Source organism: Desulfotomaculum sp. OF05-3 (assembly GCF_003435535.1).
Lineage (GTDB): Bacteria > Bacillota > Clostridia > Lachnospirales > Lachnospiraceae > Pilosibacter > Pilosibacter fragilis.
In genome coordinates this window covers 1-13,788 of sequence record NZ_QWGO01000054.1, presented here as the reverse complement: position 1 = coordinate 13,788, position 13,788 = coordinate 1, and the positions used below count along the sequence as shown (strand labels likewise).

The following is a 13,788-nucleotide window of genomic DNA, read 5'->3' as shown; positions in this document are numbered from 1 at the left end:
CTGAAGAAACGTCAGAAAGATGTGGAAACCAAAAAGCGGACACACAGGCTCTGCCAGATTGGCGGTGCGGTGGAATCGGTGCTGGGTTCTGCGATTGAGGAAGAAGATATCCCGAAGCTGATCGGCTTCTTAAAAAGGCAGGAAGCAAACGGAAAGTTTTTCTCAAAGGCAATGCAGAAAGAGCCAGTTGCAAATACGGAGGAAGTGTAATGCCGGAGGGAGTGGGTTTTCCATTCCCTTCATTGCTTTTTTATGAAGGGCGCACTTATGGACAACCAGAGGTCGTCCGTATAAGTTTGCCACAGATGGCAACCGGTCTGCGCTTACGCTTGCCGGGCTCGTTCCGTCGGCGGGGCTTTCAGCCAGACCTGCTCATGCCGCAGGAGGCACTCTTATGCAGAGGGCGTTCCGGCAGATACCATTTTCTTTTAGGGAAAAGGTTACCTGCTGGAAATCAAAGCCGGATACGGCAGAAAGGGGGAAACGGAGCATGGCGATTTTTCATTATACAGTAAAGATTGTTGGACGCAGCAAAGGAAAATCCATCATATCGGCGTCTGCTTATCTCAATGGCGATGTGATGAAAAATGAAGAAACAGGCAGGATCAGCTACTACACTTCAAAAAAAGAAGTCGTTTATACCAGCCTGATGATGTGTGAAAATGCACCACAGGAATGGCAGAATGTACCTGCTGAAACTATCAGACGGTTCCAGAAATCAGTCCGATATAAAAGAGCAGATAACAAAGAAGCTGCACTGGAAAAATTCAAACTTACTTTTCAGAAACAGCGTTTGTGGAATGAAGTTTTGAAGATTGAGAAGACCGCGGATGCACAGCTTGGCAGGTCGTTTGAGTTCTCACTACCGAAAGAATGGAACCGAAAGGAACAGATTGAATATACAACGGATTATATTCAGAAAATCTTTGTAGACAAAGGCATGTGTGCAGATTGGAGCATTCACGATAAGGGCGATGGAAACCCACATGTGCATTTACTTGTTACCATGCGTCCATTCAATCCAGACCATTCATGGGGAAACAAAGAAGTCAAAGACTGGGATTTTGTCAGAGATAATGATGGAAATATCGTGGTTGATGAGTCTCACCCGGACTGGTGGCAGGATAAAAAGAACCCTGCCCGTCATGGAATCCGAATCCCGGTATTGGACGAAAACGGTAATCCGAAAATCGGTGCAAGGAATCGTAAACAGTGGAAACGTGTATTAACCGATGCTACCGGATGGAACAATCCCAAAAATTGTGAACTATGGCGGAGCGAATGGGCAAATGTCTGTAATGCACATTTGAAAACGGAAAATCACATTGACCACCGTTCTTATGCAAGGCAGGGAAAATTTGAGATACCAACGATCCATGAGGGTGCGGATGCCAGAAAAATTGATGAGAAATTTCAAAACGGACAGACATCCTCCGCTTCATGGAAAGTGGAGGAAAACCAGATCATAAAAAGACAAAATGCACTGCTGGGTAAAATAAAGATTTCTTTTGGAAAAGTATCTGGTGCATTGACACAATGGAAGGAGCGATTGCGTGACATTAGAAGAAAGCCGGGAAGTCATTCCCATGATGGAGACAATGATAAACCAGATCGAGGAACAGCAGAATCTTATGGCAGAGATGATACAGGAATTACAGGAACGGGACAGGCAGCTTCTGTTTTTTCAGGAGCAGAACCAGAGTTTAAAAAACTTAAACAGCGAATTATCCGGGCTGCTGAATCTTTTGCCAGATACAGAAGAACTGCTCTCACAGATCGAGCAACAGAAAACCAGAATCGAACAGTTGGAAACCGAGAATCAGCAATGGCAGGAATTAACGCAGAAGCTGAACAGCGAGAACAGCTTATTGCAGAAACAGAACACCGAATTGCTGACCTTAAACAGCAGATAGAGAAAGTGAGGGAGCTTGATGAACGGATGCAAAGACTTAGAGAACGTCGGGCAGGTGGAAGAACTTTTGCTGATGACAGAACAGATGCAGGACGAACTGGATCAGAAAGACCAGACAATTTTGGAACTGAACAAGCAGCTAAGCGAATCGCTGACCTTGAACGAGAAATTGAACAGCGAAAACAGAGTCGAGAATATCGAAGCATTGCGGACAAGATTAAGGCAAACAGAGGAGCGATTGACCAACGAGACAGACAGAAGGAAAAGAGCCGACGCAGAAGTCGTGGCATGGAAATTTAAGTATGAAAAAGCAGAACAGGAGAAACTTTATGCACAGACACACCAAAAGACGGTAGAGGTAGCTGTTGAGAAAAAAGTGCCTTATGAGAAATGTGAAAAATGTGACCGCACTGCTTACCAGAAAGCAAAAGAAAAATGCGATAACCGCAAAAGTCAGCTGGAAAAGAAATTTAAAAATATGACAACTGGTTATGAAAGTATCCTGTTCCTACTGGCATGGTACAGCATAACAATAATCCTGTTTACGGCTATTCTTTCGCCAGTTTTCCTTAACGACTGTATCACCTTTTTCGGTGTGTTAGGAAAAGGAATGGGAAGCTTGTTTCGGGAGTTTGTCATAGGTGCAGATTCTTTCGGACAGTTAAGCAGCGGAATACCTAACCGTATCCTTTCCGGGCTTATGTACTGGCTGATCGTAGCTATTGTTATGGGAATTTTATTTATAATAACCGGATTACTGATAGTTGGGATTGGCTATCAGGTTGGAAAAATCTACCGGAAATATTGCTGGGATATCCTCAGTATAATAGTGGCGATAACGAGTGCAGCTATTGTAATTTACTTTGGAGAATGGATAAAATCTGTTATTCCTGTAAATCTTATCACGCTGTTGCTACTGGTGCATGTGATTTATATTGGAATTCGATGCTATGTGAAAGACTGGCAGGAAGAACGGGGATATTATTAAGAGTAGGTCGGACAGCTAAATTTTTAAAGCTGTCCGATTTGTGCATAAAAATAAAATTTATTCGTTTGGATATTACTTTATTGGTTTTATTATAATAAAGCCAATTATAATAAGAAATAGTGTTAGTATCCATGAAATAGGAAAAGCATAATACAGAATATTTAACTGGCAATGCTGCCTGAAAATAGTATATATCCAGAGGATACGAAAACAACAGGTTCCTATGATAGTTGCAATAGCCGGGTATAAAGAGTGCCCAGTACCTCTTAATACACCTGTCGGAATCTCATAATAAAATGAACGCAGGCAGCGAAGCAACTGCGTTCATGAGCAAGTAGCGAAAGCGGATTGCGAATGTCCTATTTATATAACGTATACAAATGTAAATGGATATCTGATCCCGAATCTCACCTATAAATCCGGTGAGCAGATGGAGCAACTTGGCAAGTATGGTTTTCTTCACAGAGATTATCTGAAGAATCATCGAAATTCAACTTATCAGGTGATGCTTCTGCAGGACACCATTGGAGAGCATCTTCTGGAAGTAGACAAGGCAGCCAGAGAACGGGAAGAAGTGATTCTGAAACAGCTAGAGAAAAAAGAGCCTTTGCCGGATAAAGAGAAAGATCAGATTGTCTGGGTATGATCTGGTTACGGACAGTCCGACAAAGAGAATCTATGAAGCAGTGAAGCGTATTCCGAAAGGACATGTGGCAACTTATGGGAAGATCGCAGAGATGGCGGGAGACCACAGAATGGCAAGAGCCGTGGGCAATGCACTGCATAAGAATCCGGATCCGGAACATATTCCGTGCTTCAGAGTGGTCAATGCGAAAGGTGAACTGGCCGGGGCATTTGCGTTTGGTGGAGAGGATGTACAGGCAGAACTTCTTCGAGCGGATGGAGTTGAAGTGATAAATGGAAGGGTAGATTTGGAAAAATATGGAATATGTGTCTGCGGAAATCTGGGAAAAAATTCCGGAAGATATTAAGAAGATGATAAATTTTCAGCGGATCAGCTGTTAACAATGGAATAAAAGCTTGACAAATTTCTAAATTTTTATATAATTATCAAAGGTAATTAACTGTGATAATTACTAGAAGTGCCATGAATGCAAAAGAAAGTATAAGTGGTGATTTTACTGATAATATATAAGGAGGACAGAATATGACAAGTGAAATAATAAAAAGGATGTTCGATGCATGTTATCAGGCAAAGCGGACCCGGGAGATGCTCCCACCGTTGCCCGAAGGTGTTCGTTCATCCTTTATTCAATATCTGGATACGATACAGTCTTTGGAAGGACAGGGCGTACAGGTAAAGGTGTCGGATATCAGTGATGCAATGGAGCTTCCAAGACCGGGAGTTACAAGAACTGTCAAAGAGATGGAAGAAAAAGGATACCTTAAGAAAATGGCTTCTGAAGCAGATGGACGTGTCACATACATAGCTGTTACAAGAAAGGGAACAAATCTTTCGCAGAAATATGACGAACAATATTTTAAAAGTCTGCTCCCTTACATGGAAGAAATCTCGGACGAAGATGCAGAATGTATGATACGGACGATAGAGAAATTTTATCAGATCATGTGCGAAAGGAGAAAACATTACGATGAACGATAAGGCAGATTTTACACAAGGAAGCATACTTAAAAAACTGATTGCATTTATGATACCGGTGCTGGGATCATTGATCCTGCAGGCGGCATACGGTGCAGTGGATCTTCTGGTAGTTGGAAGATTCGGTTCTACATCCGGGCTTTCAGCGGTTTCTACGGGAAGTCAGGTATTGAATCTTGTAACTTTTGTAGTGACACAGTTTGCAATGGGTATTACGGTACTGATTGCGAGATATCTCGGTGAAAAGAGACCAGAGCAGATTGGATCGGTCATTGGCGGATCAGCAGTTGTATTTACGATGATTGCAGTCGGATTATTTATTGTTATGGTTGGATTTGCACATCCAATCTCAGTCCTGATGCAGGCTCCGAAAGAGGCGGTTGAGCTGACCTCGGTATATGTGCGTATCTGCGGAGGCGGTATTTTCTTTATTGTTGCATACAATCTTTTATCAGCAATTTTCCGTGGACTGGGGGACAGTAAATCACCGTTGCTATTTGTATTTGTTGCATGTATTGTAAATGTGATCGGAGATATAGTACTTGTGGCAGGATTTCATATGGACGCAGCAGGTGCGGCGATTGCAACTGTTACAGCGCAGGCACTCAGCGTAGTATTTGCTATTGTTATTCTGATCAAAAAGGAACTTCCATTTAAGATTACCAGAAAAGATTTCGGGTTGAATAGTCAGTGTAAGAAATTCCTAAAGATCGGACTTCCGCTTGCACTGCAGGAGTTCCTGACACAGATGTCCTTCCTGGCACTTTGTGCATTTGTGAACCGGCTTGGCCTGGAAGCTTCTTCGGGTTACGGTGTTGCATGTAAGATTGTCAACTTTGCGATGCTGGTTCCAAGTGCGCTGATGCAGTCGATGGCATCCTTTGTATCTCAGAACATCGGAGCAGGCAAGGCAAAGCGTGCGAAGAAATCCATGTTTACCGGAATCGGTGTTGGCCTGGTTGTGGGATGTATAGTATTTTTATTGGTGATGTTTGGAGGCGATATACTGGCAGGGTTCTTCACAACGGATGTAGCCGTTATCCAGAAAGGGTATGCATATCTGAAAGGATTCGCACTGGAAACAATCGTGACAGCAATTCTGTTCAGTATGGTCGGATATTTCAATGGTAATAACAAGACGGTATGGGTAATGACACAGGGATTAATCCAGACATTGCTGGTACGTCTTCCATTTGCCTATGTGATGAGTATCCAGCCGAATGCAAGCCTGACGAAGATCGGTCTTGCGGCACCAGTATCGACAATGGTGGGAATCGTGCTAAATGTTGGATTTTATATTTATCTTGACCGTGCAGAGAAAAAAAGTAACGCTTTATAAATCATTATATGTTTAAAAAAGGGAGCGGGAGAGACACTGCAGGTAATTGCTTGAGACCAAGGGAATGCTTCTGGATGATGCATACAGCGTATCAGCTGGTTATATAATGTCAGTGACCAGAAAGCAGCAAAGCTGATAGAGGATACAGATAAAAGGCGTATGACAAATTATAACTTTTATACCGGGCAGAAGTGGGGAAAGGCCAGCAATTACACGTTGTGTCTGAACAGTTCACAGCTTGGATATGGCAGATGTGAAGCGGTTATTATAGAGTGCGCGAAATAAAAAATCCGGTTATAGTAAAATCCCATCTTTGGCAGTTGGAAAGAAAAAATGGCTGCATACCAAGCAAAATCAAGGTGTGCAAAAAAAATCTCAAATAATTAGCACTCACCTCTTGATCAAGCAACTTTTTAGGCAATAGACTTTACTCTTTGGCTTGCAGAAGAGGACAATCTTGCGTTGCTGGCGGATGCCGTTGGCTTGGAGATAACCTTTGATGAAACTGAGTCCAGCGTTGGAGATTTTAATGTAGACATTTATGCAACTGAAACAGGAACGGACAGAAAAACCATTATTGAAAATCAGCTTGAAGATACAGACCATGATTACCTTGGTAAATTGATTACATATGCCTCCGGCAAATCTGCCGATATTGTAATTTGGGTTGTCAAGAGAGCCAGAGAAGAACATCGCTCTGCAATTGAGTGGCTGAATAATCACACCGATGAGAATATTGCGCTCTTCTTGGTAGAAATCAAACTATACCAAATAGGCAGTTCGGATATCGCCGTTAAATTTGAAGTGGTAGAAAAGCCTAATGACTGGACAAGAAAGCCAACAGAATCCTTATATCTTATTCGGCAAATTTTTAAAATAAGGATAAGTGGTCTGAACAGTTCGATTGGGCGATGGACGTTGCCCTGAAGATGAAAAATACCTTCAAGAAATACTTATAAATAATAATCGCATTTGGTATACTTCCTGAAATGATTTTGAGACGTATACCATATCAGATTGCAATCCGACCATTTCAAACACCATATTTCAGAGAAATTGCATTGGCGATGAAAGATCGGACCAAAATTACTCCAGCAGTTAAAAAGTTCACAGAATATTTAAAATATAGGAACATTGATTAAATACTGAATCAAAACTAAAAAGTTTTCATTTGAAATTAATATGCAAATGGCTCAGTATTATTCAAACAAGGTATATTAAGAAACTTGCTTACCATCAATTATAGTAATTTTGATTAAGTAGCCTGTATGTGAAATAAAGAATACAGGCTACTTGTATTTTATAATTCTAATGAATCTTCCGCATCTACCCACATCTGCAAATTTCCATCAAGATATAATCTTGCATATTCAAGAGGTTCATCAATGGCGAGTGCGTTTAATGCACAGTCTGATCCTGGTGTGGTTTTTAAGTCCTTTTCTGCTTCCCAACAGTCAATGCGAAGCATATAGCCTGCACTGGTATAAACATCAATGCTGTTTCGTCCGGGATTATATTCTGCAAATATTGTTCTCATCGTATCTTATCTCCTTATCGATCAATAAATCATCTGTTACAAAAATCAGAAGCATTTCAATCAGTTCACCATGTCACTTTTATTTTGTGTTATACTGTTTTATATAATTTTTTTGCCCTTGTATTTTCCCTTATCAGTGTTCGTAAACACTGGTAGGACGATATAACACAAGGGAAACAATAAGGGAAAGCTCACCTGCGACAAATCCAGTGTTTTCAAGGAATTGCGGAGAATTTAATAACAAAATATAACAGTTATTAAATCTCTTAAAACAGGTGAAATCTCAATCGGAATTTGAGGAGGTGTTCATATGAAGAGAGCATTGCTTTTTATTTTCATGACGGTTTGTGTATTAGGAATGTCCGCCTGCAGCAGCAAAGACGCCATGCCAGAAACATCAGATTCTGCCAGCAATCCGGTTCAGAATACAGATATCAGTAATCTGAATGGAGGAAAAATCTGGTCTGAACAAGATATTGTGTCGATGTTCTCTCTTGTGCAAGAAACAGATTGGGAATACATAGACTGTGTTTTAATTCCAGATCATGCTAGTGACCGTGTTGGTGCAGTACTCTTCCGGAACGATAAGGAGCAAACAAGCAATGTTGCGTTCTTTGATGCAGACGGATACTTTCAACAGTATGGCACATATGCAAGAATGTCTGACGAACCTGATTTTCAGTATCTCGGAGGTGGTGCGGTAACATTTAAGCTGGAAACAGAAGATGGTATAATCTATAACTACACGATCACAATCTCGATCGATGACAGTAATGTGAATTTTAAAGCGGAAGATGATTTGCCAAAATAAATTCAAGTTTGGAGAATTGAGAAAATCGGAATTTTGGAGGTTATTATGGCTTTTGATTTTAAAAAAGAGTATAAAGAATTCTATATGCCGAAGAACAAACCAGAGATTGTAAATGTATCTAAGGCAAATTATATTGCAGTTAGAGGAAAAGGCAATCCAAATGAAGAAGGCGGAGCATATCAACAAGCAATCAGTGTTCTATATGCTGTTGCATACACATTAAAAATGAGTTACAAGACTGATTATAAAATTGAAGGATTTTTTGAATATGTTGTTCCGCCATTGGAAGGTTTTTGGTGGCAGGATGATGTCGAGAGTGTAGATTATACAAATAAGTCTGCTTTCAGCTGGATTTCTGTTATCCGTTTGCCTGATTTCATTTCTAAAGCTGATTTTGACTGGGCGGTAGAAACAGCAACGAAAAAGAAGAAACTTGATTGTTCGTCAGCAGAGTATCTTACGATTGATGAGGGATTATGCGTTCAAATTATGCATATAGGTTCTTTTGATAATGAGCCAACAACTGTTGCGCTTATGGATACTTATTTAGAACAAAATGGATATGTTAATGATATTAACAAAGATAGGTTGCACCACGAGATTTATATGTCTGATGCAAGAAAGGTTGCCCCAGAAAAATGGAAAACTGTAATTAGACATCCAATTAAGAAAGCGTAAAATTATACATTTGGAGGTGGTAAACAATGAGAAAATGTGTAAAATGCGGAAAAGTTATGGTATCAGATTTAAGGCTTAAAGTAAATGGTGGTGGCTATGGGATTGTTGTTCGTGTAGATGAAAAGCAAAAGGCAACAATTATAGATGATGTAAAAGTTGCAGTCTGCCCAGAGTGCGGTTATACAGAAATGTACTTAGAGGATTTAACTAATTTAAAAGATTAGGCGATAACTTCCAGTTTGACGGAGTAATGGATATGAAAATCCGAGAAGTGAACGAAAATAAAAAGCAATTTATATCATTATTGTTATTAGCTGATGAACAGGAGAGCATGGTTGATCACTATCTTGAAAAAGGTACTATGTATGTACTTGAAGATGGTAATGTAAAAGCTGAATGTGTTGTCACCGATGAAGGTAACGAAATACTTGAAATCAAGAATATCGCAGTCGATCCGGAAAATCAGGGAAAGGGCTATGGGAAAGCATTGATTGACTTCCTTGCAAGTAAATATGCAGATGAATATTCTATTTTGCAGGTTGGAACAGGTGACAGCCCGTTAACCATACCGTTTTATGAAAAATGCGGATTTGTCCGCTCTCACAATATTCCGAATTTCTTTACGGACAATTATGACCACCCAATTTATGAGGGCGGTGTACAGTTGATAGATATGATATATTTGCAAAGATGTTTATAACTTCCAGTTTTATTGACCAAGAAATCAAGGAGGATTCATTATGAGTGAGAAAACAGAGATTACTTTCATGCAAACAAGATTAATCCGGCTTGCTTCAGAAGAGTGGCATTTACCTGTTGAACAGATTATACACTTGTTTAAAGAGGCTGATGTACTTGGATATATAGAAAAATGTTATGGGATTTTTCATTGTGAAGGCGATGAAGCTGTGCTTGAAGATATTACTGAATTTTTGCAAGGAAAGGGGATAGAGATTAGTGCTTGAGTTAAAAGCTGGATTTGTTCTCTATCATGGAAGCTATTGTGAAGTAAAAGAGCCAGATCTTGTCAAATGTGCAAAGAGAAAAGATTTTGGGTAGGGATTTTATTTAACCACATCCAAGGAGCAGGCAGAAAGTTTTCTAAGAACCTCAATAGCCAAAGCAATCGCAACAGGAACAATTGAAGAGGGACAGAAGTTCGGATATATTTCGACTTTTGAATTCAAACTTTCAGGAAATCTTGCAATGCATATTTTTGAAAATGCAGATGTAGACTGGTTACATTGTATTGCAGCTCATCGAAAGAAAAAATGTTCATCGAACAGATTATGATGTTGACTTTTATGTAACAGGCTCCAATTCCAGAATGATGTCTTCGGAAATAGCGACTTACCTGACCGGACGATATGTTTCCTTTCGGATCTATACGCTTTCTTTTCAGGAATATCTGGAATTCAAGAAGCAGTATATACAGGTAAAGGATATCCATGCTGAACTGGCAGACTATATCCGCTTGGGTGGCTTCCCTGCAACACACCTGCGAGAGTATTCACAGGATGAGGTTTATACGATTGTCCGGGATATCTATAATTCCACGATTTTCTCGGATATCGTAAAGAGAAACCAGATTCGCAAGATCGACCAGCTGGAACGGGTGGTTCGGTACACATTTGCGAATGTGGGAAATTCATTCTCTGCAAAATCAATTTCGAATTATCTGAAATCAGTAAATCATGCTATCGACAATGAAACAGTGTATAGCTATCTGGAAAAGCTGGAGAAAGCATATCTCCTTCATCGTTGTTCTCGCTATGACCTGCGCGGAAAGGAGATTCTGAAAACGCAGGATAAGTTTTATCTTGCCGATACTGCTTTGCGTTACAGCGTGATGGGCTATACACCGGACAGCGTCGCTTCCAGTCTCGAAAATGTGGTGTATCTGGAACTTTGCAGACGAGGCTATACCGTGACGATTGGGAAGACACCGGACGGTGAGGTCGATTTTGTGGCGCAGAAGCAAAATGACCGGTTGTATGTGCAGGTCACGCAGGAGATCAAATCCGAGAAGACAGAAAAACGTGAATATGAACGGCTACTGGAAATCCGGGATAACTATCCGAAGTATGTTTCGAGAACCGATGAATTTGCCGGAGGCAATTACCAAGGCATTAAGAGTATGCACATTGCAGATTTTCTATTGAGTACAGAATATTAACGATGAGGGCGGCGGTGAGCCGCCCTTTTTACATAGCCAGGTTTCTGATTGAAATTGGAGACCTGGCTATTTTTTTGTCCTTTTGCAGGTGCACATGCAGAGGGACATTTACTATTCATCAGCCCATAAGGGCGCAGCGTACAAGGAGGTACACATTTATGGCATTTTTCAACAGCGCAGTAACCGTTCTTCAGACTCTCATCATCGCACTGGGGCTCGGCATATGGGGAGCTATCAACCTGCTGGAAGGCTATGGCAACGACAACCGTGCGACACGTTCGTAAGTGAAAAGCTTACGCACAAAGTCGAAGGGCTTTCAAGCCTGAAACTTTGGAGAACTGATATTCCGATGAGTGAAATGAGGGAGTAACGCCCCGAAGCGCTCACACTGATACTCCGACTGGCATCAGCGTGCAACCGCCAAAGTGTCAGAAGCTCGGTAAAGTCGGCAGAGAGTAGTCGTAAATATGGCTAACTTCCATATACGAAAGCTATCCAGCGGTGGATGGTGCTACCTATATGCCGGGTGTCGGTTACCCATGGTCAGAATGTACGAAAGTACTGACAAACTTCCGAATGTACGAGTCTAAACGTTGATACTGTCGAAAGGCAGTAGCCCTTGTATGGGCGTGTCCGTGGATTAGTAAGAATGGTTGTTATGAACATCCATATATCGTTACAGGCGATATGATTATGCATGATTGGACACAGGCTTAGAGGAAGGACCTAAAGGTAATCAATGATAGGAATATCGGAACGTGGAAAGCTGGGAACGTATGAAAAAAGCCGTTGCAGGTCGTTGGACGGGAAAGCCGGGCAAAACCGGTACAACCGTACTTAATCCCAGTGAGAGTAGGGGCACAGTACCTGTGAAGTGATGCTAAACATCGTGGAGGGATAGCCCCAAGTCGAATTCAACGGAAAAAAATGAATATACGATAAACGCAGCTTCGAGTATGACAAAGAAAATCCAAACCGAAGGGAGAGGATGCCTGTGTTGACTTCGAAACAGCAAGAACAGAAATCTAAACAGAGAAAAATTCGCAATTCTGAGTATTATGACATGATAAGTACTTTTGACGAATTGTATGCAGGCAGTAAGAAAGACAAGATATTTAATCATCTCATGGAAATCATCGAGAGCGAAGAGAATATCAAGCTGGCATACAGAACGATAAAGACGAATACAGGAAGCGATACCGCAGGTGTGGACAAAAGGACAATTAATGACCTTGCTAAATTAAACGAGGAAGAATATGTCCGTCTCATAAGAAAGCAATTCAGCTGCTATCACCCACGCCCAGTAAAGCGTGTGGAGATACCAAAGCCCAATGGAAAGACCAGACCTCTGGGAATTCCAACTATCGTTGACCGAGTGGTACAGCAATGTATCTTACAAGTCATGGAGCCGATATGCGAGGCAAAATTCAGCGATAATTCTTACGGATTCCGTCCGAATAGATCCGCTGAACATGCCATCGCTCAGTGTATGCGATTGATACAGGTACAGCATATGTATCACGTAGTAGACCTTGATATTAAAGGATTTTTCGATAACATCAATCATACTAAACTGATAAGGCAGATATGGGCATTGGGAATAAGAGATAAGAAGCTGTTATGCATCATTAAGGAAATGCTGAAAGCATCTGTTATTCTGCCAAATGGAGATAAAACTTTCCCCATCAAGGGAACTCCACAAGGCGGTATCCTGTCGCCATTGCTTGCAAACATTGTTTTGAACGAGTTGGATTGGTGGATTACTTCCCAATGGGAAGAAATGCCAACGAAAACAGATTTTACAACAAGAAGCAATAAGCAGGGAACAGTTATCAAAAGCCATGCTTACAGGGCTTTGCGCAGAAGCAGACTGAAAGAAGTGCATGCGGTGCGATATGCCGATGATTTCAAAATCTTCTGCCCTACACACGCAGAAGCCGTCAGAGCGTATAAAGCCACAGAAATGTGGTTAAAAGACCGCCTGGGTCTTGATATAAGCCCAGACAAATCTAAGGTTGTCAATCTAAAAAGACAGTATTCTGATTTTCTCGGATTCAAACTGAAAGTGCGGAAAAAGGGGAAGAAATATGTCGTCAGGTCACATATGTGTGACAAGGCATACAAAAAGGCTCATGAAAAGCTGACCAAGGAAGTAAAAACTTTGGCTCATTCGCCAGATGACACAGCTCAGTTTATACAGTTACAGAAATATAATTCTGTAGTCGCAGGACTGCATGAATACTACTGTATAGCAACAGAAACAACAGCGGACTTTGGAAAGCTTGCCTTCAGTATCAATAAACAGCTTAGAAATCGGCTGAAAGGCGATGTGTCCCGTAAGGGTTCTCTGAAAAATGGTTTTATCAAAGACAAGTATGGTAAAAGCAGGCAATTGAGATTTCTGCACGAACGTCCCATTGTTCCAGTGGGAGCCGTTCCGCAGAAAAATGCCCAAAATAAAAGGAAAAACATCAATAAGTACACTGTCAAGGGACGAGAGCTGATTCATAAGAAGCTAACTATTAATACCGACGCAATGTTATGGCTGATGCGTAATCCTGTCAAGGGCAGGTCAATCGAATATGCAGACAACAGAATATCACTATTTGCGGCTCAATATGGAAAATGTGCAGTTACAGGACTTCCTATGGAAGTACACAACATTCACTGTCATCATAAAATGCCATTAAGCAAAGGTGGTACAGATGCATACGAAAATCTGATTT

Annotated in this window: 18 protein-coding genes and 1 pseudogene; 18 read left to right on the top strand and 1 reads right to left on the bottom strand. The window is 41.1% G+C overall.

The genetic code is table 11. From position 1 onward, the window contains the following. The 10 genes from DXA87_RS16745 to DXA87_RS16700 all read left to right on the top strand — a co-directional run. A partial coding sequence (locus DXA87_RS16745) for a relaxasome subunit MobC (protein WP_117505440.1) occupies window positions 1-210 on the top strand: 210 nt, incomplete at its 5' end. Then, on the top strand, window positions 210-515 hold the full coding sequence (locus tag DXA87_RS18775; RefSeq protein ID WP_083460726.1) for a hypothetical protein: 306 nt from the start codon (window positions 210-212) through the stop codon (window positions 513-515). The genes DXA87_RS16745 and DXA87_RS18775, both read left to right, overlap by 1 nt. Next, window positions 491-2,212: a MobA/MobL family protein gene (locus DXA87_RS16735; RefSeq protein WP_117505438.1), complete on the top strand. Its 1,722-nt coding sequence runs from the start codon at window positions 491-493 to the stop codon at window positions 2,210-2,212. Before DXA87_RS18775 ends, DXA87_RS16735 begins: the two co-directional genes overlap by 25 nt. Continuing rightward, on the top strand, window positions 2,196-2,900 hold the full coding sequence (locus DXA87_RS16730; RefSeq protein ID WP_117505436.1) for a DUF6040 family protein: 705 nt from the start codon (window positions 2,196-2,198) through the stop codon (window positions 2,898-2,900). Before DXA87_RS16735 ends, DXA87_RS16730 begins: the two co-directional genes overlap by 17 nt. Window positions 2,901-3,330: 430 nt before the next feature. After that, a complete protein-coding gene (locus tag DXA87_RS16725) occupies window positions 3,331-3,546 on the top strand; it encodes a TnpV protein (protein ID WP_242987995.1) in 216 nt (71 codons plus the stop codon). Continuing rightward, window positions 3,533-3,892 (top strand): MGMT family protein, encoded by a 360-nt coding sequence (locus tag DXA87_RS16720; RefSeq protein WP_022046905.1) that lies wholly within the window; start codon window positions 3,533-3,535, stop codon window positions 3,890-3,892. Before DXA87_RS16725 ends, DXA87_RS16720 begins: the two co-directional genes overlap by 14 nt. A 176-nt stretch (window positions 3,893-4,068) precedes the next feature. Then, window positions 4,069-4,524, top strand: coding sequence for a MarR family transcriptional regulator (locus tag DXA87_RS16715; RefSeq protein ID WP_022046904.1), 456 nt, complete (start codon window positions 4,069-4,071; stop codon window positions 4,522-4,524). After that, entirely contained in the window at window positions 4,514-5,860 is a 1,347-nt protein-coding gene (locus DXA87_RS16710; RefSeq protein ID WP_054703079.1) for an MATE family efflux transporter, read from the top strand. The genes DXA87_RS16715 and DXA87_RS16710 overlap by 11 nt, the downstream gene beginning before the upstream one ends. Window positions 5,861-5,941: 81 nt before the next feature. Beyond that, a complete protein-coding gene (locus tag DXA87_RS16705; RefSeq protein WP_348982249.1) occupies window positions 5,942-6,145 on the top strand; it encodes a cytidylate kinase family protein in 204 nt (67 codons plus the stop codon). A gap of 177 nt (window positions 6,146-6,322) precedes the next feature. Continuing rightward, window positions 6,323-6,787, top strand: a complete 465-nt coding sequence (locus DXA87_RS16700) for a hypothetical protein (protein WP_242849410.1) — start codon at window positions 6,323-6,325, stop codon at window positions 6,785-6,787. A gap of 373 nt (window positions 6,788-7,160) precedes the next feature. On the opposite strand, the gene DXA87_RS16695 is transcribed toward DXA87_RS16700, so the two are convergent. Continuing rightward, window positions 7,161-7,397 carry a DUF6061 family protein gene (locus tag DXA87_RS16695; protein WP_054703081.1) on the bottom strand — a complete coding sequence of 79 codons (237 nt, stop codon included), beginning with the start codon at window positions 7,395-7,397 and terminating at the stop codon, window positions 7,161-7,163. A 310-nt stretch (window positions 7,398-7,707) separates the two neighbouring features. Here DXA87_RS16695 and DXA87_RS16690 point away from each other — a divergent pair, with 310 nt between their 5' ends. The 8 genes and pseudogenes from DXA87_RS16690 to ltrA form a co-directional block, all read left to right on the top strand. Then, window positions 7,708-8,208, top strand: a complete 501-nt coding sequence (locus DXA87_RS16690; protein ID WP_002594812.1) for a hypothetical protein — start codon at window positions 7,708-7,710, stop codon at window positions 8,206-8,208. A 45-nt stretch (window positions 8,209-8,253) separates the two neighbouring features. Then, on the top strand, window positions 8,254-8,886 hold the full coding sequence (locus DXA87_RS16685; protein WP_117505434.1) for a GyrI-like domain-containing protein: 633 nt from the start codon (window positions 8,254-8,256) through the stop codon (window positions 8,884-8,886). A gap of 26 nt (window positions 8,887-8,912) precedes the next feature. Beyond that, window positions 8,913-9,110 carry a zinc ribbon domain-containing protein gene (locus DXA87_RS16680; RefSeq protein WP_015514177.1) on the top strand — a complete coding sequence of 66 codons (198 nt, stop codon included), beginning with the start codon at window positions 8,913-8,915 and terminating at the stop codon, window positions 9,108-9,110. 32 nt (window positions 9,111-9,142) lie between these two features. Further along, window positions 9,143-9,586 (top strand): GNAT family N-acetyltransferase, encoded by a 444-nt coding sequence (locus DXA87_RS16675; RefSeq protein ID WP_055191805.1) that lies wholly within the window; start codon window positions 9,143-9,145, stop codon window positions 9,584-9,586. Window positions 9,587-9,626: 40 nt separating this feature from the next. Beyond that, window positions 9,627-9,851: a DUF3791 domain-containing protein gene (locus tag DXA87_RS16670; protein WP_015553412.1), complete on the top strand. Its 225-nt coding sequence runs from the start codon at window positions 9,627-9,629 to the stop codon at window positions 9,849-9,851. 284 nt (window positions 9,852-10,135) lie between these two features. Next, window positions 10,136-11,062 carry an ATP-binding protein gene (locus tag DXA87_RS16660; RefSeq protein ID WP_242998130.1) on the top strand — a complete coding sequence of 309 codons (927 nt, stop codon included), beginning with the start codon at window positions 10,136-10,138 and terminating at the stop codon, window positions 11,060-11,062. Window positions 11,063-11,220: 158 nt separating this feature from the next. Continuing rightward, window positions 11,221-11,328, top strand: a pseudogene (locus DXA87_RS16655) (Maff2 family mobile element protein); the annotation flags it as partial. A gap of 722 nt (window positions 11,329-12,050) precedes the next feature. After that, window positions 12,051-13,788: group II intron reverse transcriptase/maturase (ltrA, locus tag DXA87_RS16650; protein ID WP_117505432.1), on the top strand; the 1,738-nt coding region annotated here is incomplete at its 3' end.